This window comes from Brevibacterium mcbrellneri ATCC 49030 (genome assembly GCF_000178455.1).
GTDB lineage: Bacteria > Actinomycetota > Actinomycetes > Actinomycetales > Brevibacteriaceae > Brevibacterium > Brevibacterium mcbrellneri.
Map to the genome: position 1 here is coordinate 86,234 of NZ_ADNU01000037.1, position 23,332 is coordinate 109,565.

Genomic DNA, 23,332 nt, shown 5'->3' on the forward strand with positions numbered 1-23,332 from the left:
CCCGGCTTTCTATGGCAGGATCCCCAGGTGCGCAAGGGCTGCCTTCACGATGTGGTGCTGGCCGTGGCACATGTCGGCGATGATGTCGTCGCGCAGAAGCTCTTGGGGCGCAAACCAGTCAAAGCTCAACGCGTCTTGACGGGGCGTGCATTCGCCGCGCACCTGCAGGATGTAGCACAGGGCCACCGCGTGCTGGCGGGGGTCGTAGTGCTTGCTCACGCCTTGCGTGGGGAAGTATTCGGCCACGTGGAACGGGGTGAGCGAGGTGGGAAAAACCGGAAGTGCGAGGGGACCTAAGTCCTGTTCGCAGTGCCGGGCGAGCGCGTTCCGCAAGGTTTCGTGGAAGCGAACTCGGCCACCAACGATTTCGCGCCCTAAGGTCTGGTCTGGGAGGGTGCGCAGGAGGAGCCCAATCCGTTCAACCTCGCCACTGTCGCTCACTTGAACGGGCACTCCGTGCACATATGTAAGCGGCAATTTGCGCCGGAGGTTGTTGAGCTCTTCGGGTTCGAGCCAGTTTTCGTCGTAGTCCAAAGCGGTGCGCGTCATAAAGCGATTTTCGCACAGATTTCGCTCACAGCGTAATGGCCTCACGTGGCCTTAACCGAAGAAGTCCATGTGAGGGCAACCCGCAGGCTAAACGCAGTTAACCCAGAAAAGTCACCATGTTTGCCGTCGTACATACGCCTGCCCAGAGGAGTTTTCGAATGAAGATCACGTCGCTTGCCACCACGCTCGGACTCGTTGCACTACTGTCTGCCGGTGGTCTGAGCCCCGCCCTGGGTACGGACGCCGAGGTGACGAAAAAGGCTGACATCTACAACCTCGGCCTGCAGGTAGGCGACCGCAATACCGACCGCGCATTCACGTGGTACACCAAGAAGGTCGGTAAGCAGAGCGTCAAGATCGCGCCGGCAAAAGACCTCGTGCGTGGCAAAATTCCAGAAGACGCGCGCCGAGTCAATGAAGAAAAATCGGGTGTGTCGATTGACCGTGCCCGCCTCTTCCACCAAGCGCACGTGACCGGACTGAAAGAAAACACCACGTACGCATATCAAGTGGGTTCCGATAAAAACGGCTGGTCGGACGTGTACACGTTCTCAACCCCCAAGTCTTTCTCCACGAACAGCGGAGAGTTCCTAGCCGTGGGCGACCCTCAGATCGGATCAGGCAACGGTGAACCCAACGACGCTGAAGGCTGGAACCGGACCGTCACCTCGGCCGCAAAGGCACACCCGAACGCGCGCTTCCTCTTGAGCCTAGGCGACCAGATCGACACTGGCGCGGGCAAGCAATACGACGCTTTCTTCGCCCCAGAGGTCATGCGCACACTCCCGCACATGACGATCAAGGGCAACCACGAAATGCTGAACCCCGTCAGCCACAATCAGCATTTCCGCCAGCCCAACCAAAAGGGCACAGGCAACTACTGGTACAAAGACGCAGGTGTGCTGTTTATTGTCCTGGACAGCAACAACCCCAACTGGAAAAAACACGGCCAGTTCATCAAGGACGTCAAAGCTGACCAAGGGAGCGACGTGAACTGGACAGTGCTCGCCTTCCACCACGCGCCGTATTCGTCTGGACCTCACCGTGACGACGCTGACGTGAAACGGTTGCGCAAAGAGCTTCCAAAGTACATCGCCGAGGCCGATGTCGACTTGGTGATGAACGGACACGATCACGTGTACACCCGGAGCTACTTGACAAACGGGGACGGCCACAAGGTCGCTGGTGCCCGCGGTGGTAGCAAGCAGGTGAAGAAGAAGGGCGAAACGATCTATGTGACCGCGACGTCGTCCAGCGGTTCTAAGTTCTACAACAACAAGGAAGGTGCTGACTGGGCTGCTGTGGCCAAAGGCAACAAAGTGCCTGGCTATGTGGGGGTGAAGGCTCAGCGTTGCTCGTTGCGCGTTACTGCTTATGAAGTGGCAACGACGGGGAAGCGCGGAACGCTCGACAGCTTCACGCTCACTGACCCATCCAACCGGGGCTGCAAGTAGTACCCCACCTTCAACCTGCATTTGGGAAACGCCGATCACGTCGTTTATCTTGATATCGAGATACTTGTGAAGTGTCTCATTGGCTTCCGGGTCGCAATCCGGGGCCGAGTGCTCAGGCGCTTCTCATAGGTAATAGAGTGGTAGACACCACATACGAATGCGGACAAGCCCGCGCGAAGGAGACCTCGCATGATCAATCACGAAGTTCGTACGTACAAATCCTCAGAAAACCTGCCACGTGAAGAGCAGCTGGCATACAAAATCGCTCAGGTTGCTGCTGACCCGGTAGAAGTTGACGCCGATGTCACTGACATGGTGATCAACCGCGTTATCGACAACGCTGCTGTTGCCGCCGCATCCGTGTTCCGTTCGGCCCCTAAGCACGCACGCGAACAGTCCCTGGCCCACAAGCTGGAGCCAGGATCCACCGTGTTCGGTGTTTCCAACGACACCCACATCTCACCTGAATGGGCAGCATGGGCAAACGGTGTCGCCGTTCGCGAACTCGACTTCCACGACACGTTCCTGGCCAAGGAATACTCCCACCCAGGTGACAACATTCCTGCCATCTTGGCTGTTGCTCAGCACAAGGGAATCGGCGGTAAAGACCTGGTCAACGGTATTGCCACCGGTTACGAAATCCAGGTTGACCTGGTGAAGGGCATCTGCCTGCACGAACACAAGATTGACCACGTCGCTCACTTGGGCCCATCTGCAGCAGCTGGAATCGGTGCACTGCTCCACCTCCCAACTGACGTCATCTACCAGGCAGTTGGTCAGGCTCTGCACGTCACCACCGCAACCCGCCAGTCGCGTAAGGGTGAAATTTCCTCCTGGAAGGCTCACGCTCCTGCGTTCGCCGGCAAGATGGCTGTTGAAGCTGTTGACCGCGCTATGCGTGGCGAAGGCGCTCCAAGCCCCATCTACGAAGGTGAAGACGGCTTCATCGCATGGATCCTTTCCGGTCCTGAAGCCCGCTACACCGTTCCGCTGCCAGGCGCAGGCGAAGCAAAGCGCGCAATCCTGGACACCTACACCAAGGAACACTCCGCGGAATACCAGGCTCAGGCACTCATCGACTTGGCTCGCAGGATGGGCCGTGAAATCGACGACCTGTCCCAGATCGAAAAGATCACCATCCACACCTCACACCACACGCACAACGTGATTGGTACCGGTGCGAACGACCCGCAGAAGATGGACCCCAAGGCATCGCGTGAAACCCTTGACCACTCGATCATGTACATCTTCGCTGTGGCCATGGAAGACCAGGGCTGGCACCACGAAAAGTCCTACGCGCCAGAACGCGCGGGACGCCCAGAAACTGTGGAACTGTGGCACAAGATCGAAACCCGCGAAGACCCAGAGTGGACTCGCCGCTACCACTCCACCGACCCAGACGAACTGGCATTCGGTGGCCGCGTAGAAATCCTGTTCAAGGACGGCTCCACCAAGGTCGACGAAATCGCTGTTGCCGACGCTCACCCCAACGGTGCCCGTCCGTTCGTCCGCGAAAACTACGTTCAGAAGTTCCGCACGCTTGCAGAAGGCATCGTTTCGGAAGCAGAGCAGAACCGCTTCATCGAACTCGCCGAAAACCTGCCAAACCTCAGTGCCGACGAAATTCGCCAGCTCAACTTCGTGGTTGACGGGGCAGAAGAAATTACATCGAAGGGTATTTTCTAATGCTAGGTGCACAGACTCCCGCTCACGTTCGTCGTGAGAAGTTCCGGGAGCTGCTGGCCGGTGACAAACTGGTCCAGTTCCCCGGCGCAATCAACCCTATTAACGCGCAGCTCATTGAGCAGGCTGGTTTTGAAGGCGTCTACATTTCCGGTGGCGCGTTCTCGGCAGCCCAGGGTCTGCCTGACATTGGGTTGACTACGCTGACCGAGGTCGTTGACCACGGGCGTAACATCTCGCGGGTGACCAACCTGCCCACCTTCATCGACGCTGACACCGGATGGGGCGAAGCGATGAACGTCGCTCGCACCGTTCAGGAATTTGAAGATGCAGGCGTTGCAGGAATGCACCTGGAAGACCAGGTCAACCCCAAGCGTTGCGGCCACTTAGACGGGAAGGAAGTTGTTTCCACCGCCGAGATGGTCAAGCGTATCTCCGCTGCGGTCAAGGGTCGCCGTGACTCCAACTTCGTCCTGTGCGCGCGCACCGATTCGCGCGCAAAGGAAGGTTTGGACGCGGCAATTGACCGTGCGAAGGCCTACGTCGACGCTGGCGCTGACCTCATCTTCCCTGAAGCTATGAAGGACCTCGGCGAGTTTGAATCCATGGCAAACGCTTTGGACGTTCCGATCCTTGCGAACATGACTGAATTCGGGAAGAGCGAACTGTTCACCACCGAACAGCTCGCAAACGCTGGCGTGAAGCTGGTGATCTACCCGGTGACCACGTTGCGTATCGCTATGGGCGCCATTAAGCGTGGCCTCGAAGTGATCCGTCGTGAAGGAACACAGGAGTCGTTGGTCGACGGCATGCAGACACGTGCCGACCTCTACGACACGATTGACTACGCCGCTTACAACGAATTTGACGCCGCCGTATTCAACTTTTCACAGGAGAACCACTCATGACAGAAGACATTAAGAAGGGGCTCGCCGGCGTTGTCGTCGACAGCACCGCTGTTTCGAAAGTTGTTCAGGAAACCAACTCGCTGACCTACCGTGGCTACCCGGTTCAGGAACTCGCAGCGAACTGCTCGTTTGAAGAAGTTGCCTACCTGATCTGGAACGGAGAACTTCCTAACGCTGAGCAGCTCGAAGAGTTCGTTGCCCGTGAACGTGGTCAGCGCGCAATCGACCAGAAGCTCGTTGACATCATCTTGGGCCTGCCCAAGGACACCCACCCAATGCACGTTGTGCAGACGGCCGTGTCATACCTGGGTGCCGTTGACGAACAGGCTGAAGACAACTCGCCAGAGGCTAACCAGGCAAAGGCAGAGCGCCTCTACGCTCAGCTGCCAACCATCGTGGCAATCGACCACCGTCGTCGTCACGGCCTGGACCCGGTCGCACCTACCAGCGACCTGAGCTACGCGGCGAACTTCTTCAAGATGGTGTTTGACGAAGTTCCAGCCGACGAAGTTGTGCGCTGCTTCGACATCTCGATGATCCTGTACGCAGAGCACTCGTTCAACGCATCCACCTTTACTGCCCGCGTGATCGCTTCCACCACCTCGGACCTGCACTCTGCAGTTGCCGGTGCCGTGGGTGCCCTCAAGGGACCCCTGCACGGTGGTGCCAACGAAGCAGTTATGGCGATGCTCGAAGAAGTCGGAACCGCAGACAAGGCGTCCGCCTGGATCGACAACGCTCTTGCTAACAAAGAAAAGATCATGGGCTTCGGACACCGTGTCTACAAGAACGGTGACTCGCGCGTTCCAACCATGCGCGCAGCTTTCGAAGACATGGTCAAGGTCAAGGGCGCAAACGACCTTCTGGACCTGTACAACACGTTCGAAGAGGACTTTGTGGGACGCAAGGGTATCTACCCGAACCTGGACTACCCATCGGGTCCTGCTTACCACCTCATGGGCTTCGACACTCCACAGTTCACGCCCATCTTTGTGATGAGCCGTATCACCGGTTGGACCGCACACATCATGGAACAGCACGCAAACAACGCGCTGATCCGTCCGTTGAGTGCATACCACGGTGAAGCTCAGCGCGAAGTTCCAACACAGCGCTAAAACCCTAAACGCAGCGAGGCGGAGATCTACAGAGGTCTCCGCCTCGTCGCGTAAGTGCCACTTCCACTTTCCTGGCCGTAACCGGCCCTTGTCCGAGGAGACACCATGACGCACGATCTTCCGCTCGTCCCAGGTTTTGAGTACAGCGTGGAAAACGGAATCGCTGTTCTGACAATTTCGCGTGTTGAAAAGCGCAACGCACTGTCGCGGGAAATGTGGAAGGCGTTGCCCGGAATCGCGAAAGCCGTTGACACCGACCCGGACGTCAAGGTGCTCATCATTACAGGGGCTGGCGGGCACTTTTCTGCAGGCTCGGACATCAAAGACCTCAACGTGCCGCTGGAAGAGTTCTGGCAGACCAACTCTCAAGCCGAAGACGCCATCGCCAACATGGATATTCCCACGATCGCCGCGATCGAAGGTAACTGCGTGGGAGGTGGAACAGAAATCGCGGCCGCGTGCGATGTGCGTATTGCGAAGCCAGGCTCAATCTATGGTGTGACGGCCGCTCGTTTGGGCCTTGTGTACCCGCCCGGGCCCACCAAGCGGCTGGCAGAGATCCTGGGTACGTCGTGGGCTCGCTACATTCTTCTGTCAGCTGAGATCGTCGATTTCGATCAGATGAACCAGCTTGGGTTCTTCCACCAGGTTTCGGAAGATCCGTTGGCTACTGCCAAGGAGCGCGCCGAGGTGATCGCCAGTAGGTCTGCCCTGTCACAAACGGGTGCCAAGCGGATTTTGCGCGGTGACATGTTCGAACCGCAAGGTTGGGTGAAGGACGCGTATGCGGAGGAAATCGTGCGTGGGCAGGAAGCGTTCTTTGAACGTCGCTCACCTGACTTCGCGATCAACCGCACCGACTGGCCCACGGACTAAGGGGCTACAGGGCCGGTTCAAGATGACCACTCTACTGGGGGTAAACTTTCGCTTATGCGTTTAGCCGTCCTCGACATCGGATCCAACAGTATCCACCTCCTCGTTGTAGACGCAGGAGTTGGTGCACCGCCACTTCCCGCTACTTCTCACAAAGAAGTACTGCGACTTGCAGAACACTTAAAAGAAGACGGATCGATCACCACGTATGCGCGTGAACGTCTCATGCAGTTCTGCAAAGAAGCGATTGAAATCGCGGAAGTGCAAGGTGCCGAACAGATCCTGGCATTTGCCACCTCGGCCCTGCGGGATGCCCCCAACGGTGAAGCCACCATCGAAAAGATCTACAAAGAAACCGGGCTCACCCTCAACGTCATGAGCGGTGAAGACGAAGCCCGCGTGACATTCCTGGCAGCCCGTCGCTGGTTCGGCTGGTCGGCCGGAAAGTTACTCTTGCTCGACATTGGTGGCGGATCCTTAGAGATGGCAGCCGGCCAGGACGAATACCCAGACGCGGCCGTGTCCGTCCCGTTGGGAGCCGGGCGCATGTACTCCGAGTTTCTCAACGGGGGAGACGTCACAACTCCCGACCAAATTGCCGCGCTACGCCGACACGCTCGCCAACTCATCGGCCGCTACGCAGGCCTCATCAACCGCGTCGGTCAACCCGACAACGTCGTGGGATCATCCAAGACGTTCCGGTCTCTCGCTCGCTTAGGAGGAGCAGCTCCCAGCGGTAGCGGTATCTACGTTCCCCGCCAGCTCCGTCGCAAAGACCTTCCCGGGATCATTGACCAACTGGCTAGTCGCAACGCCGCTCAACGAGCTGAACTCCCAGGCGTTTCAGAGTCGCGTTCAGGGCAAGTGCTCGCAGGTGCTGTTTTGGCAGAAACCGCGTTCACGATCTTTAACATCGACACGATGCTCATTTCCCCATGGGCTCTGCGCGAAGGCATCATCATGCGGAAACTCGACCTGCTCGACTCGTCAGAAACTCTTTCGCGCCCCGCTGTAGCACTCCCACGATAAGCACGATCAACCATGCCCCACCGCAAGGCGTTTACACGCAAGAACTCAGCTAAGAAGAGTTCTGTTCGCCACCGCGAACACTTTGCGAAAAACCCCGTGTACGAACATGGGGTCCAACACGTATCGACTGAACGGATCAGGATCGCCTTATCCACGTCCTCGGTGTACCCCATGGACGTCCCCACGTGCTTCAACATGGCGCATGAACTGGGATACGACGGGGTAGAAATCATGATCACCCACAACCGCACCACCCAGAATGCGCAGTTGATCCAAAGCGAAATTCGCCGCTCCGGCCTACCGGTTGTGTCATTTCACGCACCCACACTGCTGTTCTTACCCGGAGTGCTGGATAAGGACCACTGGCGAAAGCTACGCAAGACCTGCGACCTCGCACTCGAATGCGGGGCAGAGTCCGTAGTTCTTCACCCGCCGTTTAGGTGGCAAGGTGACTACGCGACCGGATTCGTGGACGGCGTGCGTGAACTGGTGAAAGAAACTGGCCTGAAAATCGCAGTCGAAAACATGTACCCGTGGCGGGCAGGCCTGCGTGAAGTCCTGGTGTACTACCCGGACTGGAACCCATTAGACGAAGATTATGACCACATGACCTTCGACTTTTCCCACGCGTCAACCGCGGGTATGAACGCGTTAGAAACCGTTGCGGAAATCCAGGACAAACTCGCAATCGTCCACCTCACCGACGGGTCTGGCTCGCTGCGTGACGAACACCTAGTGCCCGGGCGTGGCAAAATGCCCGTGGCAGAAACCCTGCAATACTTAGCCAAACACAACTGGTCCGGCGACGTTGTTGTCGAAGTGAACACACGGCTCGTCGCCAAAAAATCCAAGCGCACCGCTATGCTCAAGGAGTCCCTCGACTTCGCCCGAAAACACTTAGGGCTCAACGAAGCAACGTAAGGAGCTAACGCGTGCGTATTGCCTTTGTCGGAACCGGTTCCATGGGATCAGCTCTCCTGGAAGGCGTACAAGCCTCCACCGATGCGCAGATCGTCGCAACGTGCGCATCCGCCGCCTCAGCAACCCGCCTTCACGAACGGCTCGGAATCGACACACTGGCAGTTGAAACGACCTCGGACGCTAACCTCCAAGCCGTCGCCGGGGCTCAATTTGTTTTCGTGGGTGTCAAACCGTGGATGCTGGCGCAGACACTCAAAGAAATCGCGCCACACCTGGAACCACAGACCGTAGTAGTGTCCATGGCCGCTGGGTTCTCGCTGGAACAGATGGCCACACACGTGCCCAACAACCCAGTTGTGCGCATCATGCCTAACACGCCTTCGCAGGTGGGCCGAGGTGTCATAGCTCTGTCCGCGGGTCAGAAAGTGAGTGACGAGCACGTTCAGGCGCTCACCGAACTGCTTTCTGGGGCTGGGCAGGTGTTCCCACTTGAAGAAGAACAGATCGGGGCGATGACCGCGATCTCTGGCTCCGGTGTTGCGTACTTCTTCCTGCTGGCCGAGGCACTGGCCAAAACCGGTGTGGAGCTGGGCCTGGATGAAGAAACCGCGAACCGCATGGTTGCCCAAACCGCACTGGGCGCCGGGCTGTTGTTGGACCGCACGCCTGAGCCTGCTGAGCTGCGCAAAGCCGTCACCAGCAAGGGCGGAACAACTCACGCGGCGATCGAAACCTTCCGCGCACACAATTTTGACGACATCGTGTTCAAGGCCGGCTCAGCTGCTGTTGAACGTGGCAAAGAAATGGAAAGCGAGAACGCTGAATGAGCAAAGGAACCAAGGCACAGCATCTTGGAGTCGCCGGCGCTGTCTGTGTGCTAGGTTTCGCTCTTTACTCCACCCTCTCAATCATGATGTGGCGTGGTTTCATCAGCCCGTCGTGGGACCTGGGTATCTTCACTCAACTTGCCGATCAGTACGCGCACTTCCGCGCCCCCGTGGTCAACATCAAAGGCGACGGGTACAACCTTTTAGGTGACCACTTCCACCCCATCCTGATCCTGTTAGGCCCTATTTTTCGGATCTTCCCTTCAGGGCTCACACTGCTGATTATCCAGTCAGCTCTATTTGCGGTTTCGGCATGGCCACTTACACGCTTGGCCCTGGAACGTTTTGGACTGACAGGCGGCTCGCTTTTGGGCGCGTCCTACATCCTGTCGTGGGGTTTCATTAACGCCGTGTGGTCGCAGTTCCACGAAATCGCCTTCGCAGTCCCACTCATCGCTTTTGGGCTGGTGTGGTGGATGCGTGGCAAACGCATCCACGCTGCCGTGGCGATTGGCCTGTTGGTGTTCGTGAAAGAAGACTTGGGCCTCATGGTTCTGATGTTCGGGCTGGCTGTGTTGCTCAAAGACCGCAAAGACTGGCAGTGGGCAACCGGGTTCGCAACATGGGGCATTCTGTGGTTCGTTCTCACTGTGCGGGTGATTCTTCCTGCACTGAACCCTCAGGGGCAGTACGACTACACCGACAACGTTTCTGTTGCGGAAACGCTCACACAGTCGGTGGACACCAAGTTCGCAGTCGTGAGCGTTCTGGTTCTGGCAGCTGGTGTGATTGGGCTCAAGAGCCCTTTTATGCTTCTGATGCTTCCCACTCTAGCCTGGCGCTTTGTCGGAAACGTCGAGTACTACTGGGGATTCGACTTCCACTACTCTGCAGTTCTCATCCCCATTGCGGCAGCGTCGATGATCGACGTAGCTCCACGCAGGTTTTTCAAACTGGCCCCTGCAGTAGCCTTTGTGGCCGCGTGTGCAATGCTCGCCCAATCACAGATCAACCTGCTGTGGAAGTATGACCAGTACGCATCACCCAGCGCGCAAAGCGCAATCGAGGCCGCTTCGGAATACGACACGGTAGCAACCGACATCTACTTGCTTGCCTACACGGTTCCCCACACCAACACGTACTGGTATGGAACCGTCGGCGACGTTCAACCGGACGCAGTGCTATTCAACACCGCGAAAACTGACTACTCGCCAGAGTCGTGGGCGCAAAGCAAATACGGTGGCGTGTGGACAGTGGTCTTTGACGACGGCACGTACAAGGTAGCCGCGCGCCAAGAGTGAGGCTCAAGAGCCCGGGTGGGGTTGAAAACGCTTAGACCTACGGCCGGTCAGCGAAACGAGCCAAAAGCTCCACGTGACCTGCCACGATGAGCACATCGTGCGGGCCAATGCGACTCGACGGTTCCGCATACGTGAAGTCCCTGCCCGGCCCCTTCACACCCACAACGGTGACGCCGTACTTCTGGCGAATATCGGACTCTGCCAGCGTGAAGTCCTGCACTTCTTTAGGCGGCCGCATCTTCACAACAGCAAACTGGCCGTCATCGAACTCAATGAAGTCCAACATGCGTGAGGACACCAGGTGCGCAACACGTGCGCCTGCCTCTGACTCCGGGTACAAAACGTGTTCAGCACCAATGCGCTTGAGGATCTTGCCGTGAGCCAAAGAAATCGCTTTCGCCCATATCTGCTCAACGCCCAAGTCCACCAAATTAGCCGTAGTGAGAACACTGGCCTCAATGGACGTTCCGATCCCCACAACGGCGGTGTTGAAATCCTGGGCACCCACCTGACGGAGCGCTTCAATGTTCGTCGAATCTGCCTCAACAACGTGAGTGAGCTTACCCATCCACTCACTTACCACCTCGGGATTGCGTTCCACCGCCATCACCTGCCGGCCCAGCTTCATCAGATTGGACGCAGTTGATGCACCAAAACGCCCCAGACCAATAACCAGGACAGAACTGTTGTCGCGGGAGTCTTGTTTAGCCAATGATCGGCCTCTCTTCTGGGTACCTGAACAAGCGCTTCGTGGATCGGCTGGACACTGCGGCTGCGAGGGTAATCGTACCTAAGCGACCTAACAGCATGAGGGCACTGAGAATGTACAGGCCAGAGTCCGGGGCCGTGCTGGTGACACCCACTGACAAGCCCACCGTGCCAAAAGCAGAAATGACTTCAAACAACACCATGTCCAGTGAGTTGTGTGTGACATGAAGAAGCGCAATCGTGCCAACCAGCACAAGACTTAGACCAGCGAAGACCACCGAAATCGCGACGCGCACCACGTTGTGCCCGATCCGTCGGCCAAAAGCAGTGACATCGTCATAACCGCGCGCCTCAGCCCAGGCCGCCAAAACCAGCACCGCGAGCGTCGTTACCTTGACACCACCAGCGGTTGAGGACGAACCGCCACCAATGAACATCAGAACGTCAGTGACCAAGTGGCTAGCAGGGCTCAGAAGAGCCATGTCGATTGTGTTGAACCCGCCTGACCGGGTCATCACCGACATGAACAGCGTTTCCCAGAAGGTGGCGCCGAAACCTTTGTTCCCAAGCGTGTCCGGGTTGTTGTATTCGAGTCCAAAGAAGAGGAAAAAGCCCACGACCACCAAGATCGCCGAGGTGGTGAGAGTGAGTTTGGTGTGCAAGTCCCACGACCGTGGCTTATTCCACAAAATAGTGACCACCAGAATGACCGGGAAACCTAACGAACCCACAAACACCGAAAGCATGAGCGTGAACAGGATCCACGGGTCATCGGCATAGTAGGCGATACCTCCCGGGTGGATAGAAAAACCCGCGTTATTAAACGACGAAACTGAGTAGAAGATTGAGTACCAGAGAGCCGTGCCCACTTCCTCACCTCGCATGAGGAAGCGCGGAAAAAGCATCGTAAAAATGACGCTTTCAACAGCCAGTGCGGTAATCACCACCGCGCGAAGAAGCGAACCAACTTGGCCAAGGGAGCCGGCGTTCGTTGCTTGCATAGCAATCAAGCGTTGGCGAACTCCAAGGCCTTTCGAAACAACCATTCCCAGAACTGACGCCAGGGTGAGAATCCCCAAGCCACCCAATTGAACCGCCAAAGTGATCGTGACGAGACCGAACCCAGTCCAGTAATCCTGAAAGTCCACCGGAGACAAACCCGTCACACACACCGCTGACACACTGACGAGGAGTGACCGCGCAAAAGAAATGTCGTTGGGGTTCTGATGCGAAATGGGCAAAAGTAGCAAAACAGTGAAAAGCGCTACGACTGCAACGAACGAAACGATCGCCAAACGCGCCGGCGACGTCTCGGCAACCCTGTCAATGAAGTCACGCGTACGTCGTCCCGGGGAAAATACAACCTCGAAAAAGGTCCGCTTGGGAGAACTCACGAATGACAGCATAGTGGGATCAACGCTGAGACGGGCTACAGTGGTGACATGAGCCACGATGTTTTTGTTGTCTGGGACGAATCAGTGACCGAATATAACTTTGGTCCTTCCCACCCTATGCATCCGCTGCGCTTAGATTTGACCGCCAAACTGGCGACCGACCTCGGCATATTCGATCACCCTCGCGTCCACCTCGGCGCAATTCCTCAGGTCGACGACGACGCACTGAAAAAACTGCACTCCGCTGATTTTATTGAAGCGGTGAAAGACGCCGGACGCACCAGTGAGCTGTCAAAAGAAACCATCGAAGCCTACGGGGTAGGAACCGAAGACGTTCCACGATTCGACGGCATCCACGAAGCCTCCGGGCGGCTCTACATGGGCTCGATTGCTGCAGCCCAAGCCGTCATCAACGGCTCATACGTGCGAGCGGTGAACTTCTGTGGCGGCATGCACCACGCGATGCCTGGAAAGGCTGCCGGTTTCTGCGTGTACAACGATGTCGCCGCGGCAGTTCAAGAGTTCTTAGACAACGGGTACGAACGAGTTGTGTACATTGACCTAGATGCCCACCACGGGGATGGGGTCGAGCACTTCTTCTGGGACGACCCGCGGGTGCTCACTATTTCCCTTCACGAAAACGGGCGCTTCCTATTCCCCGGCACTGGGTTCGCCGCTGATATTGGGGGCCTCCAGGCAGCCGCGAGCGCCATGAACATCGCGCTACCACCTCGGACGTCTGACGCAGACTGGCTGCGCGCACTCGATGCCACCGTTCCGCATGTACTCCGCGAATTTAAACCACAAGTGATCGTGTCCCAACATGGGTGCGACGGTCACCGCCTGGACCCCTTGACGCACTTGCGCCTCTCCGTTGACGCGATGCGCAGAGGAGCCGAATGGGTCCGGGACCTAGCCGACGAACTGTGCGACGGTAAATGGGTCGCAACCGGAGGCGGCGGATACGCCATCATCGACGTGGTGCCTCGCGCATGGTCCCAGATCGTTGCGATTTCAGCCGGCGTTGACATTGACCCTGGAACAGAAATCCCGCAACGCTGGCGTGACTACGTCATGACGCTCACCGGGAGGGAAGCACCGATTCGCATGACAGACGGTGGTACCAATGACTTTCAGCCGTGGACATACGGCTATGACCCGGAAGCCGACATTGACCGCGCTGTCATGGCAACGCGCAAAGCGATCTTCCCGTTCTACGGCCTGGACCCGTATTACGACTGACACCGTTAGCTTCAGCACACTCGTTTGAGATGAATAGCCACGAACCGATACACTTACGTGGTTATGTTCAGCTCGTGGGCACCAAAAGTTCACGAGAAATTGCCGAGTATTGAGGTACCTTATGGGTTCAGTCATTAAGAAGCGTCGCAAGCGGATGTCGAAGAAGAAGCACCGCAAGCTTCTGCGCAAGACGCGCCACCAGCGTCGCAACAAGAAGTAGTCTACAAATCACAAACCCCCGTCGATGAAGCGTCGACGGGGTTTCGTGCGTAAGCGAAGCCATGTCGGGAAACACTGGAAACACGGTAAACACAGTGACTTTTGTGGATCGCGTAGGTTGCCACCTGTGCGATGAAGCGAAAGAAACCGTCACTCACGTGATCGACAGCGTGGCCCAAGAAACGGGATACATGTGGACGCTCAACGTGGTCGACGTCGACAGTGACAGTGAACTGCTGGAACTCTACGACTGGGAAGTGCCGGTCGTTCTGATCAACGGACGGCAACACAGCTTCCACCGAGTAGACGAGCGCCGGTTAAAAGCCTCGCTCATCCGCGCAACCCGCACGAACACACACTAGCCAGATCCAGCCAGACCAGTCTGATCAGTCTGATTTAGGCCACAAAACTATTCACATCACTACGCTGCGTATGAGGGGTTCTCAGTGTCGTTGCTCGTCCTAGGTGTTTCACACCGCACCGCTCCCATGAGCGTGCTCGATGCATTCGCCTTTGACGCGACAGCAGTCGAACAGTTGCGCTCACGAGTCTGCTCAGGCGAATACGTGATGGGTGTCGTTGTTCTGGCGACGTGCAACCGAGTCGAAATCATCGCAGAGGTCTCCGGGTTCCACGGCGGACTCGCTGATCTGGGATCTGCTCTGGTCGACATGACTTCGTTCGACTGGAAAGAGCTAGCAGGGCACATGTTCGTTCGCTACGGAAAAGAAGCGTACGAACACCTGTTTGAACTCACCACCGGCCTGGACTCCATGGCCATTGGGGAAGCTCAAATTCTGGGCCAGGTGCGGACCGCTCTCAACGAAGCGCGCACCGCTGGAACCTTGACTGGCGACTTGGAACGTGCAGTGAGCCGGGCGCTCGAAGTTGGAAAACGCGCCCACTCGGAAACCGCGCTCGACACCGTATCGAATTCGCTCCTCGACACCGCGCTCTTTTCCGCCCGTGAACACTTAGGCGAAATTACTGGAGCCCGCGCACTCGTCGTAGGAGCCGGCGCCATGTCCGGTCTGGCCGTCGCCACCCTGGTGCGCTCAGGAGTTTCATCACTCACAGTGATTAACCGAACATCAGAGCGCGCCCTTCGCCTTATCGAGCACGCAGAAGAGCTCGCTCAAGAGCTTGGCACTGATCTCACTACCTCGTTTACTGAACTGTCAGAAGACACTCTGGTAGACGAAATCCGTCGTTCTAACTTGATCGTCAGTGTGACAGGTGCCCGCGGAATCGTGATCGGGACCGACACCGTGGTGAAAGCCATGAGTTCTACCCCCGAACCACACAAGCGGGCGTTCATCGACCTCGCAATGCCTTTTGACATTGAGCACGGCGTGGCAGACATTCCGCACGTGAGCCTCATGGGTCTTGAGCAGCTGTCCACGGAGTTCGCCCAGAGTAACCTCGCCGCTGACTCCCGCGCAGTTGACGCGCTGGCTCAAGTGCGTGCCTTGATTCGCCAGGCCATGCACCAAGTCGCGGCCGAAAAAGCGGCGTCCAAGATCAACCCCACCGTGGTCGCGTTGCGCAAACGCGCCAGCCAGATTATTGAATCTGAGTACAGCCGACTGGTGAACAAACTGGGCGATGACGTCAGCGACGACGTGCAGGCAGAAATCCGTAAATCCTTAAACCGCACGGTAGACAAGATTCTGCACAACCCCACTGTTCGGGTAAAGGAACTGGCGCTCACCGAAACCAGCACAGACTACGCTGCCGCACTGTCCACACTTTTCGACCTCACCGCGGCTCCTGAAACCTCAGAGCTGCCGATCGTGGATGCCAAAAACCGCACGGCGAAAAGCAACCCAGCCAAAACCGCCAAAACCGCAACCCCCGCGCCAGCTAAATCCACTACCACCGACGGAACCACGCCAGTGGGCGATCACACGCTTGACGTGGTGGAGCCAGAAGGATGGACGCGCACTGTGCGACTGGGCACCCGTAGGTCCAACCTTGCGCGCTCGCAGTCAGTGGGAGTTGCTCAAGACATCGCCGCACACACCGGTTGGCGTGTGGAGATCGTCGAGGTTGTTACAGAAGGTGACGTCAACATGACGCCCTTGGCCAACATGGGTGGCACAGGTGTTTTCGTGTCGGCGGTGCGCCAGGCTCTGCTGTCAGGCAAAATCGACATCGCCGTCCACTCGCTGAAGGACCTGCCCACAGCGCAAGCCCCGGGTATCACCTTGGCGGCGGTACCACCTCGGGTAGATCCGTCGGACGTCCTGGTTGCCCGCGATGGACTCACTTTTGACACGCTCCCTCAGGGCGCAGTCGTGGGCACTGGTTCGCCACGACGGGCCGCGCAAATGCGGGCAGCCCGCCCTGATCTGGACATTCGCGGTGTGCGCGGTAACGTGGACACCCGCATCAAGTACGTCACCGATGGGCGGCTCGACGCGGTTGTTTTGGCCGCCGCCGGTATGCGCCGGTTGGGGCGCCTTGCCGAGGTGTCCCAGACGTTGACGACCGAACTCATGTTGCCTGCCCCAGGGCAGGGTGCGTTGGCGATCGAATGCCGTGCGGAGAACGCGGACCGTGAGCCGTTCGACGCGAAGCTGCGGTCGGGTCTGTTGGCGATCCACGACGAAACCACGTACCGGGCAGTGGTTGCAGAACGCGCTATTTTGTCGCGTGCACAGGCAGGGTGCTCAGCCCCAATTGGTGCACTTGCGAATGTGACCGAACGGTCTATTGAACTGTCTGCCGTCATGGCTGACGATGCCGGTAAACTGGCGCGAATTACGCGGTCCGTGGCCAACACTGGTGTCAACGCGGCAATCGATGTGGGGACACAGATTGCCGATGAGCTTCTCGACACGCTAGGCGTTGTTCCAGATACGTTGACCGGTGCGAATGCTCCGAAGGCCCAACTTGAGGTAAAACCATGAGTGCTTCAACGGTGTTTCCACTGATCCCACAAAAACCGCTGGTTGTTTTTATGGGGACTGGTCCGGGTGATCCCGGGCTGTTGCCTGTGCGTTCGGCCGACATTCTGGCCAGCGCGCAGGTTGTTGTGTATGACCCGGATTTTCACACCGATATTGTCGATACGTACGCCCCGTCGCAGACCACCCGGGTTGAAGAGTCATCCCTGGGGCAAACACCGTCCACGCGTGGTCGCAAGATGGGTGAACTTGCCAAAGAACATGGCCTGGTCGTGCGGTTGTACGCCGGTGACGGTGTCCTGTTTTCGGCCTTGAACTCTGAAGGCGTTGCCGTGCGGCGCACGGGCACCGGGATCGAGGTGGTTCCCGGGGTAGGTCTGTCAGCAGCCGTGGCGTCGTTTACGGGAACTCCGATTACCACCAACCGTGTGCGGTCTCTGAGGTTTGTCGAAGCTGGTGAAATGACCCACACGGACGTGTCGAAGCACCGCAACACTGCCCACGTTTTGACCGGTGACAGCGAAAACACGGTCGCCGCGATCCGCTCGCTTCTCAACGACGGTTGGGATCCGGCTACGCGCGTTCTTTCGGTTGTGCGTGTGTCTCGCGTGCGCCAGGTTTCTGTGGATACAACTTTGGGTGCTTTGGAACAGCGTTTGGAAAGCCAGCCTGTTCCTCACGAAATGATTGTCACGATTTTGGGTGCGGGAATTGAGGACCGTGGCCCGCTTTCGTGGTTTGAGACCAAGCCGCTGTTCGGGTGGAATGTGCTTATCCCGCGCACGCGTGAGCAGGGCGAGATCACCGCTCAGGTGCTCCATGAGTACGGCGCGGAGTCCGAGGTCGTTCCCACGATCGCTATCCAACCACCTCGGACGCCGGGGCAGATGGAGCGCGCGATGCGCGGTCTTGTTGACGGGGACTACCAGTGGGTTGGCTTCACGTCGATTAACGCGGTGCGTGCCGTGCGGGTCCTGCTGGGTGACCTGGGGCTGGACGTGCGTTCTTTAGCTGGTGTGCGCGTGGCTGCTGTGGGTGCGCAGACTGCGGCTGCCCTGCGCGAGTGGGGGATCGAGCCTGAGTTGGTTGCTACGTCTGAAGAGTCTGCGCGCGGGCTTGCCGCTGACTGGCCGGTGTTCGACGACGTTGAAGGTTTTAACCGGGTGTTGCTGCCGCGTGCGGATATTGCGACCGAGGTGTTGGTCAACGGCCTGCAGGAAAAGGGTTGGAAGGTTGACGATGTGACGGCCTACCGGACTGTCCGGGCTGCCCCGCCACCGGCTCCGACCCGTGAGGCGATTAAGCGCGGCGATTTCGATGCCGTTTTGTTTACGTCGTCCTCAACTGTGCGCAATCTCGTGGGTATCGCGGGTAAACCGCCGGCGACCACTGTGGTTGCATGTATTGGACCGGCCACTGCGCAAACTGCGGAGTCTCACGGGCTGGTCGTCGACATTGTTTCTCAGGAAGCTAACGTCAAATCGTTAATTGAGGACCTCGCTGATTACGCGCGCGATCTGCGGGATCGCGCGGAAGCTCAAGGCGAACCCGCTCTTCGGCCCTCGGAGCGTCGCCGTACCAGGAGGAAGTCATAATGTACCGTCCACGTCGTCTTCGTAGCACGCCAGCGGTGCGCAGGCTCGTACAAGAGAACCGGCTTCATGCTGCCGACTTGATTGAAACGCTCTTCGTCAAGGAGTCGTTGACTGAGCCGGTGCCGTTGACGTCGATGCCGGGGGTTGTTCAGCACACGCTCGACTCCCTGGTTGACGCGTCCCGCAAGGCCGTTGACGCGGGCGTGGGTGGGATCATGCTGTTTGGGATTCCCAGCCACCGTGATGAGACGGGTAGTCAGGCGATAGCTGAAGACGGGGTTCTGAACCGTGCGATTCGTGCGGTCGTTGAGGCTGTTGGTGAGCAGACTGTGGTCATGGCAGATCTGTGCCTTGACGAGTTCACCTCCCACGGTCACTGTGGTGTTCTCACGGACACAGGCGAAGTGGACAACGACGCCACGGTTGAGCTGTACGCCCAGATGGCAGTGGCGCAAGCGCGCGCGGGTGTTCACGTGATTGGCCTGTCCGGGATGATGGACGGCCAGGTGGCGCGTGTGCGTGAAGCGCTTGACGAAGCTGGTTTCACCAACACAATTATTCTGGCCTACGCCGCTAAGTACGCTTCAGCGTTCTATGGCCCGTTCCGCGAAGCTGTCGACTCGCAGCTGAAGGGCGACCGCCGTACATATCAGCAGAACCCGGCTAACGGTCGTGAGGCGCTCACGGAAGTCGCCTTGGACGTTGACGAGGGCGCTGACATTGTCATGGTGAAGCCCGGTATGCCGTACTTGGACGTGCTTGCTCAGGTGAGCGAATCAGTGACCGTACCGGTGTGGGCGTATCAGGTGTCCGGCGAGTACGCGATGATCGAGTTCGCCGCCTCTGCTGGGGCTATCGACCGCGACGCTGCAATCATGGAAAGTCTAACCGCGTTTAAACGCGCGGGTGCTGACGCGATCTTGACGTACTGGGCGACCGAGGTTGCTTCCCGGTTGAACGGCCGATCATGACGGCTGAGCACAGCGTAGAGCCAGCCGATGACAAGTCGGTTCGGTGGCTTGACGAATCTGAGCAGCGCGCGTGGCGTCACATGGTTGAGTCGTGGCGGCTGTTGATGGCTGTTTTGGATAAGGACTTACGTGTTGACTTTGGGATTGGCATCCCGGAGTACGAGGTGCTGGTCCGTTTGTCGGAGTCCGAGGACTGGTCGTGCCGCATGTCGGAGTTGGCCTTTGAGATTGGTATGTCGCGGTCTCGTCTGACGCACATTGTGGCCAGGATGGAGAAGCGGGGCTTGGTAGAGCGGGCGTCCGCAGCGGGTGACGGCCGAGGTGTCAGCTGCTACATGACGGAAGCCGGCTGGGCGCTGTTGCACGAGGCCGCACCCACGCACGTGACAGGTGTGCGAGAGAATTTTGTTGACGTGTTACATCCGGTCGAGATTAAAGCATTGGGCGAAATTTACGAGAAGGTTCACTCTCACCTTCGCGAGTTAGCCTAGAGACGAGGAGGAGTTTGTATGTCCCGCGTAACTTCTGAGTCGGAACGTTTGTTTGCACGAGCCCGGGCCGTGATTCCTGGGGGAGTGAACTCGCCTGTTCGCGCGTTTAAAGCGGTAGGTGGTACTCCACGTTTCATTCGTAGCGCTAAAGGCGCGCTGTTGTACGACGCAGACGGCAATGAGTATGTGGACCTCATTGGTTCGTGGGGACCCATGATCTTGGGACACTCCCACCCGCAAGTTCTCGAAGCTGTTCATGCAGCAGCCGACCAGGGCTTCTCTTTTGGAACCCCGTCAGAAAACGAAGTTGCGTTGGCAGAAGAAATTGTCGCCCGGATGGACCCGGTTGAGCAGGTGCGCTTGGTGTCTTCGGGAACTGAAGCGACCATGAGCGCGATTCGGTTGGCTCGCGGTTTCACGGGTCGGTCTCGCGTGGTGAAGTTCGCCGGGTGCTACCACGGGCACGTGGATGCGCTGTTGGTCGCAGCCGGTTCGGGAGTTGCTACGTTTGGCCTTCCAGACACCCCTGGCGTGGTTGCCGGGGAAGCGTCGGAGACTTTGGTTGTTCCGTATAACGACGCCCAGGCCCTTACCGAGGTTTTTGAGAAGTACGGCGATTCGATCGCGTGTGTGATCACGGAAGCGTGCCCTGGAAACATGGGGATTGTGCCACCTCGTGACGGTTTCACTCAGCTCATTCGAAAGCTCACACGTGACCACGGTGCCCTCATGATCTCTGATGAAGTCATGACTGGTTTCCGCGTGTCAGAGGCCGGTTGGTACGGCTATGAGTCCGCTGTTGGTGACGGCTACCCGGATGGCCCTGCGGATCTCTTCACGTTCGGAAAAGTGATGGGTGGCGGTTTCCCAACTGCGGCCTTTGGTGGGCGTGCCGATGTCATGGCGCACCTCGCCCCAGCCGGTCCCGTGTACCAGGCGGGTACCTTGTCAGGAAACCCCGTGGCAACTGCCGCTGGTTTGGCCACCTTGAAGCTCACAAAGGAACTCGATGTGTACAGCCATATCGAATCCGTTGCTGACCAGTTGCGTGCTGCGGTGACCCAGGAGCTGACTCAGGCTGGTGTGCCTCACACGGTGCAGAGCGCGAACTCCATGTTTTCGGTGTTCTTTACTGACCGTCCTGTGGTCAACTACGCTGATGCACAGTCGCAGAATAGCGACGCATATGCGGCGTTCTTCCACGCGATGCTAGACCAGGGTGTGCACTTGCCACCAAGCGCGTATGAAGTGTGGTTCTTGTCTTTGGCGCACACTCCCGAGGTCGTTGACAGGATCGTGTCTGCGTTGCCTGTCGCCGCACGCGCCGCCGCTCAAGCGAAAGGCTAAAAATGATTATCCGTGTTCATTTGAACCGGCACGGCGAAGTTCACAACCCTGAAGGCATCTTGTACGGTCGCCTTCCGGGCTTTGGGCTGTCTGAGGTTGGTCATCAGATGGCTCAGAGAGTAGCCGAACACTACACGGGATCTGATTTTGTGGTTCGCGATCTGGTGCGTTCTCCGCTATTGCGAACCAAGGAGACAATCGCCCCACTTGCACAGGCCCTGGATATTGAACCTGTTGTTGACGAACGAGTCATTGAAGCGGAAAACCAGTTCGAAGGAACTAAAGTCGACCGCCATTCGCTCATGCAACCACAGAACTTGCAACGCTTGTACAACCCGTTAAAACCGTCATGGGGCGAACCGTATGTGAACCAAGTGCGTCGGATGCGCGCGGCAGTAGCGAGTGTGCACCGCCGTTTGGAGGACATCGCGCGCAGTGAGAACCTCAACGAGGTTGACGGTGTGATCGTGTCGCACCAGCTTCCTATTTGGGTGACGCGCTTAGACGCGGAAGAACGTCCGCTGGTGCACGACCCACGTCACCGCGAATGCGCATTGGCGTCCTCGACAACTCTCACATTTGAAAATGGTTCACTTGTCGACGTCGGCTACATCGACATTGCAGAAGATCTGCAACCGGCGAAGGGAGTTGCGGGAGCATGACCGTCAACCGTCGCAAAGCTCTCACAGCAGTGTTGGCAACGGCAGCGCTTGTCGCTACGAGCGCCTGTTCAACGAAATCTGATTCGCTTGCTGAGCAAGCTGGGTCAGGGCAGGGCTACGTGTCCGGTTCCGGTGTTGTGACACAGATCCCAGAAGCTGAACGGGGCGAACCCGTGAACTTCGACTTCACGCTTCTGGATGGAAAGCAGGGCTCGGTAAAGGACTACCAGCCCAAACTTGTTGTGGTGAACTTGTGGTACGCGGCGTGCCCACCGTGCCGAAAAGAAGCTCCAGCCCTGAACGAGGCCGCCACCAAGTTCGCTGACGACGTCGAATTCTTAGGTGTGAACGTCAGAGACGGAAAAGCCGCCGCAGAAGGATTCACTAAAACCTTCGACGTGAAATATGCGAACGCTCTGGACACTGACGGCTCAATTGTTGCTGCTCTGTCTGAAGTTCTGCCCCCACAGGCGACCCCATCAACGGTGATCCTTGACCAGGAAGGACGGCCAGCGGCGCGCGTTGTGGGCGCAGTAGAAGAATCGACGTTGCGAGGCTTGATCGAAGAAACTCTGGGCAATTGATGCCTGTAAGTTTGCTCGCCTCTGCTGGCCAGTCCTTTGCCGACACCGTTCTCAACGGCCCCATTCTGTTAGCGATGGCGGTCGCACTTCTTGCTGGACTCGTGTCGTTTCTTTCGCCCTGCATTCTTCCGCTGGTCCCCGGCTATGTGGGGTACGTGACTGGGCTTTCTGGAACCCACGTCAAAGACAAGAAAACCTGGACGGTACTCGCAGGCGTGGGGCTCTTCTTCTTGGGGTTCGCCACCGTTTTTGTGGCCATTGGGATCTTGTTTTCCGGATTAGGCGTTTTAGTCTCCCAGTGGATTGATATTGTCACCAGGATATTTGGGGTGATCGTCGTTATCCTGGGAATCGCTTTTCTGGGCGGTTTCCAGCGTCTGCAGAACGATGTGCGGATCTCCAAACGACCTCGGGCAGGGCTTTTAGGAGCGCCCCTTTTGGGCGCGACATTTGCCCTTGGCTGGACACCGTGCATTGGCCCTACTTTGGCAGCGGTGCTGGCCATGTCCACCAGCTTCGGCGGAACCGGGAACGTGGCGCGAGGGGCGGT

23 protein-coding genes are annotated in these 23,332 nt (G+C 57.9%); 20 read left to right on the forward strand and 3 right to left on the reverse strand.

Features of this window, described 5'->3' with window-relative positions:
- Positions 1-9: 9 nt before the first annotated feature.
- The gene (locus HMPREF0183_RS06250; RefSeq protein WP_005884041.1) at positions 10-549 is read right to left on the reverse strand and encodes a DUF4916 domain-containing protein; all 540 of its coding nucleotides are present in this window, start codon (positions 547-549) and stop codon (positions 10-12) included.
- Between the two features lie 158 nt (positions 550-707).
- Between HMPREF0183_RS06250 and HMPREF0183_RS12105 the strand changes: the two genes are divergently transcribed.
- The 9 genes from HMPREF0183_RS12105 (at position 708) to HMPREF0183_RS06295 (ending at position 10,660) form a co-directional block, all read left to right on the forward strand.
- Positions 708-2,003 carry a purple acid phosphatase family protein gene (locus HMPREF0183_RS12105; protein WP_005884043.1) on the forward strand — a complete coding sequence of 432 codons (1,296 nt, stop codon included), beginning with the start codon at positions 708-710 and terminating at the stop codon, positions 2,001-2,003.
- 189 nt (positions 2,004-2,192) lie between these two features.
- Entirely contained in the window at positions 2,193-3,689 is a 1,497-nt protein-coding gene (locus HMPREF0183_RS06260) for an MmgE/PrpD family protein (RefSeq protein ID WP_005884045.1), read from the forward strand.
- Positions 3,689-4,594, forward strand: a complete 906-nt coding sequence (gene prpB, locus HMPREF0183_RS06265) for a methylisocitrate lyase (protein WP_005884048.1) — start codon at positions 3,689-3,691, stop codon at positions 4,592-4,594. Before HMPREF0183_RS06260 ends, prpB begins: the two co-directional genes overlap by 1 nt.
- Positions 4,591-5,709, forward strand: coding sequence for a bifunctional 2-methylcitrate synthase/citrate synthase (locus HMPREF0183_RS06270; RefSeq protein WP_005884050.1), 1,119 nt, complete (start codon positions 4,591-4,593; stop codon positions 5,707-5,709). Before prpB ends, HMPREF0183_RS06270 begins: the two co-directional genes overlap by 4 nt.
- 105 nt (positions 5,710-5,814) lie before the next feature.
- Positions 5,815-6,585, forward strand: coding sequence for an enoyl-CoA hydratase/isomerase family protein (locus HMPREF0183_RS06275; RefSeq protein ID WP_005884052.1), 771 nt, complete (start codon positions 5,815-5,817; stop codon positions 6,583-6,585).
- Between the two features lie 54 nt (positions 6,586-6,639).
- Positions 6,640-7,611, forward strand: coding sequence for a Ppx/GppA phosphatase family protein (locus tag HMPREF0183_RS06280; protein WP_005884054.1), 972 nt, complete (start codon positions 6,640-6,642; stop codon positions 7,609-7,611).
- Between the two features lie 12 nt (positions 7,612-7,623).
- On the forward strand, positions 7,624-8,532 hold the full coding sequence (locus HMPREF0183_RS06285) for a sugar phosphate isomerase/epimerase family protein (RefSeq protein WP_005884057.1): 909 nt from the start codon (positions 7,624-7,626) through the stop codon (positions 8,530-8,532).
- 11 nt (positions 8,533-8,543) lie between these two features.
- Positions 8,544-9,359 carry a pyrroline-5-carboxylate reductase gene (gene proC / locus HMPREF0183_RS06290; RefSeq protein WP_005884059.1) on the forward strand — a complete coding sequence of 272 codons (816 nt, stop codon included), beginning with the start codon at positions 8,544-8,546 and terminating at the stop codon, positions 9,357-9,359.
- A complete protein-coding gene (locus tag HMPREF0183_RS06295) occupies positions 9,356-10,660 on the forward strand; it encodes a DUF2079 domain-containing protein (RefSeq protein WP_005884061.1) in 1,305 nt (434 codons plus the stop codon). Before proC ends, HMPREF0183_RS06295 begins: the two co-directional genes overlap by 4 nt.
- 37 nt (positions 10,661-10,697) lie before the next feature.
- On the opposite strand, the gene HMPREF0183_RS06300 is transcribed toward HMPREF0183_RS06295, so the two are convergent.
- Together HMPREF0183_RS06300 and HMPREF0183_RS06305 are read right to left on the reverse strand one after the other, a co-directional pair.
- A complete protein-coding gene (locus HMPREF0183_RS06300; protein WP_005884063.1) occupies positions 10,698-11,372 on the reverse strand; it encodes a potassium channel family protein in 675 nt (224 codons plus the stop codon).
- The gene (locus tag HMPREF0183_RS06305) at positions 11,365-12,762 is read right to left on the reverse strand and encodes a TrkH family potassium uptake protein (RefSeq protein ID WP_245527122.1); all 1,398 of its coding nucleotides are present in this window, start codon (positions 12,760-12,762) and stop codon (positions 11,365-11,367) included. The genes HMPREF0183_RS06300 and HMPREF0183_RS06305 overlap by 8 nt, the downstream gene beginning before the upstream one ends.
- A gap of 48 nt (positions 12,763-12,810) precedes the next feature.
- On the opposite strand from HMPREF0183_RS06305, the gene HMPREF0183_RS06310 reads away from it, so the two are divergent.
- The 11 genes from HMPREF0183_RS06310 to HMPREF0183_RS06355 form a co-directional block, all read left to right on the forward strand.
- Entirely contained in the window at positions 12,811-14,004 is a 1,194-nt protein-coding gene (locus HMPREF0183_RS06310; protein WP_005884068.1) for an acetoin utilization protein AcuC, read from the forward strand.
- Positions 14,005-14,125: 121 nt separating this feature from the next.
- On the forward strand, positions 14,126-14,224 hold the full coding sequence (locus tag HMPREF0183_RS12535; RefSeq protein ID WP_005504750.1) for a 30S ribosomal protein bS22: 99 nt from the start codon (positions 14,126-14,128) through the stop codon (positions 14,222-14,224).
- 103 nt (positions 14,225-14,327) lie between these two features.
- Positions 14,328-14,585: a glutaredoxin family protein gene (locus HMPREF0183_RS06315; protein ID WP_245527123.1), complete on the forward strand. Its 258-nt coding sequence runs from the start codon at positions 14,328-14,330 to the stop codon at positions 14,583-14,585.
- 84 nt (positions 14,586-14,669) lie between these two features.
- Entirely contained in the window at positions 14,670-17,135 is a 2,466-nt protein-coding gene (hemC, locus tag HMPREF0183_RS13435) for a hydroxymethylbilane synthase (protein WP_005884072.1), read from the forward strand.
- Complete coding sequence (locus tag HMPREF0183_RS06325) at positions 17,132-18,727, forward strand: uroporphyrinogen-III synthase (RefSeq protein WP_005884074.1); 1,596 nt, start codon at positions 17,132-17,134, stop codon at positions 18,725-18,727. Before hemC ends, HMPREF0183_RS06325 begins: the two co-directional genes overlap by 4 nt.
- Positions 18,727-19,698, forward strand: a complete 972-nt coding sequence (gene hemB, locus HMPREF0183_RS06330) for a porphobilinogen synthase (RefSeq protein ID WP_005884076.1) — start codon at positions 18,727-18,729, stop codon at positions 19,696-19,698. Before HMPREF0183_RS06325 ends, hemB begins: the two co-directional genes overlap by 1 nt.
- Complete coding sequence (locus tag HMPREF0183_RS06335) at positions 19,695-20,189, forward strand: MarR family winged helix-turn-helix transcriptional regulator (protein WP_005884078.1); 495 nt, start codon at positions 19,695-19,697, stop codon at positions 20,187-20,189. Before hemB ends, HMPREF0183_RS06335 begins: the two co-directional genes overlap by 4 nt.
- A gap of 18 nt (positions 20,190-20,207) precedes the next feature.
- Positions 20,208-21,536, forward strand: a complete 1,329-nt coding sequence (gene hemL, locus HMPREF0183_RS06340) for a glutamate-1-semialdehyde 2,1-aminomutase (RefSeq protein ID WP_005884080.1) — start codon at positions 20,208-20,210, stop codon at positions 21,534-21,536.
- Between the two features lie 2 nt (positions 21,537-21,538).
- Entirely contained in the window at positions 21,539-22,198 is a 660-nt protein-coding gene (locus HMPREF0183_RS06345) for a histidine phosphatase family protein (protein ID WP_005884082.1), read from the forward strand.
- The gene (locus HMPREF0183_RS06350; RefSeq protein ID WP_005884084.1) at positions 22,195-22,782 is read left to right on the forward strand and encodes a TlpA family protein disulfide reductase; all 588 of its coding nucleotides are present in this window, start codon (positions 22,195-22,197) and stop codon (positions 22,780-22,782) included. The genes HMPREF0183_RS06345 and HMPREF0183_RS06350 overlap by 4 nt, the downstream gene beginning before the upstream one ends.
- Positions 22,782-23,332: cytochrome c biogenesis CcdA family protein (locus HMPREF0183_RS06355; RefSeq protein WP_005884086.1), on the forward strand; the 551-nt coding region annotated here is incomplete at its 3' end. The genes HMPREF0183_RS06350 and HMPREF0183_RS06355, both read left to right, overlap by 1 nt.

Bases quoted from the DNA above. Each gene is read 5' to 3' on its own strand.
- HMPREF0183_RS06250 (WP_005884041.1), bottom strand. From the start codon at position 549: ATGACGCGCACCGCTTTGGACTACGACGAAAACTGGCTCGAACCCGAA.
- HMPREF0183_RS12105 (WP_005884043.1), top strand. From the start codon at position 708: ATGAAGATCACGTCGCTTGCCACCACGCTCGGACTCGTTGCACTACTG.
- HMPREF0183_RS06260 (WP_005884045.1), top strand. From the start codon at position 2,193: ATGATCAATCACGAAGTTCGTACGTACAAATCCTCAGAAAACCTGCCA.
- prpB (WP_005884048.1), top strand. From the start codon at position 3,689: ATGCTAGGTGCACAGACTCCCGCTCACGTTCGTCGTGAGAAGTTCCGG.
- HMPREF0183_RS06270 (WP_005884050.1), top strand. From the start codon at position 4,591: ATGACAGAAGACATTAAGAAGGGGCTCGCCGGCGTTGTCGTCGACAGC.
- HMPREF0183_RS06275 (WP_005884052.1), top strand. From the start codon at position 5,815: ATGACGCACGATCTTCCGCTCGTCCCAGGTTTTGAGTACAGCGTGGAA.
- HMPREF0183_RS06280 (WP_005884054.1), top strand. From the start codon at position 6,640: ATGCGTTTAGCCGTCCTCGACATCGGATCCAACAGTATCCACCTCCTC.
- HMPREF0183_RS06285 (WP_005884057.1), top strand. From the start codon at position 7,624: ATGCCCCACCGCAAGGCGTTTACACGCAAGAACTCAGCTAAGAAGAGT.
- HMPREF0183_RS06295 (WP_005884061.1), top strand. From the start codon at position 9,356: ATGAGCAAAGGAACCAAGGCACAGCATCTTGGAGTCGCCGGCGCTGTC.
- HMPREF0183_RS06310 (WP_005884068.1), top strand. From the start codon at position 12,811: ATGAGCCACGATGTTTTTGTTGTCTGGGACGAATCAGTGACCGAATAT.
- HMPREF0183_RS12535 (WP_005504750.1), top strand. From the start codon at position 14,126: ATGGGTTCAGTCATTAAGAAGCGTCGCAAGCGGATGTCGAAGAAGAAG.
- HMPREF0183_RS06325 (WP_005884074.1), top strand. From the start codon at position 17,132: ATGAGTGCTTCAACGGTGTTTCCACTGATCCCACAAAAACCGCTGGTT.
- hemB (WP_005884076.1), top strand. From the start codon at position 18,727: ATGTACCGTCCACGTCGTCTTCGTAGCACGCCAGCGGTGCGCAGGCTC.
- HMPREF0183_RS06335 (WP_005884078.1), top strand. From the start codon at position 19,695: ATGACGGCTGAGCACAGCGTAGAGCCAGCCGATGACAAGTCGGTTCGG.
- hemL (WP_005884080.1), top strand. From the start codon at position 20,208: ATGTCCCGCGTAACTTCTGAGTCGGAACGTTTGTTTGCACGAGCCCGG.
- HMPREF0183_RS06345 (WP_005884082.1), top strand. From the start codon at position 21,539: ATGATTATCCGTGTTCATTTGAACCGGCACGGCGAAGTTCACAACCCT.
- HMPREF0183_RS06350 (WP_005884084.1), top strand. From the start codon at position 22,195: ATGACCGTCAACCGTCGCAAAGCTCTCACAGCAGTGTTGGCAACGGCA.